The sequence below is a fragment of the Rothia nasimurium genome (assembly GCF_004569295.1).
GTDB lineage: Bacteria > Actinomycetota > Actinomycetes > Actinomycetales > Micrococcaceae > Rothia > Rothia nasimurium_B.
Map to the genome: position 1 here is coordinate 1 of NZ_SPQC01000111.1, position 427 is coordinate 427.

1 protein-coding gene is annotated in these 427 nt (G+C 69.6%); it reads right to left on the reverse strand.

The window, feature by feature from the left end; all coding sequences use genetic code 11:
* Positions 1-356 (reverse strand): site-specific integrase (locus E4U03_RS12610; protein ID WP_167752441.1); only part of this gene is annotated, 356 nt, incomplete at its 3' end.
* Between the last annotated feature and the right edge of the window lie 71 nt (positions 357-427).

The following is a 427-nucleotide window of genomic DNA, read 5'->3' on the forward strand; positions in this document are numbered from 1 at the left end:
GTGGGTGGGCGGACGGTCGCCGCGGGGTCTGTGGGTGTGGTGCCTTCGCGGTACCAGAAGGAGTGGGCACCGCGCACGCCGCTGATGATGCGGGCGACCGATTTCGCTGCGAGGTCTGCTCCCCCGTCCTTGCCCGGGGCAGAGCAGTGGGCGGCGAAGTCGCGCACGTGTTTTTTGGTGATGGTGCCCGGGTCGATTACGCCCTGGCCTGCCAGGTAGGTGCTGTAGCGGGTGAGGTCGCGGCGGTAGGCTGCCTGGGTGTTGGCGGCTAGGCCGCGTTCGATGGCCAGGTGGTTGAGGTAGGCCTCGATGGCCCTGTCGAGCGGGGTGGGTGCAGCCGGGGCGCTGGGAGCCACCTTAGAGACCTTCGGTGGGGCGGATTTCGCCGCGGTAGTTTGCCTCGCGCAGGGCGGGGTGGGCGGTGAAG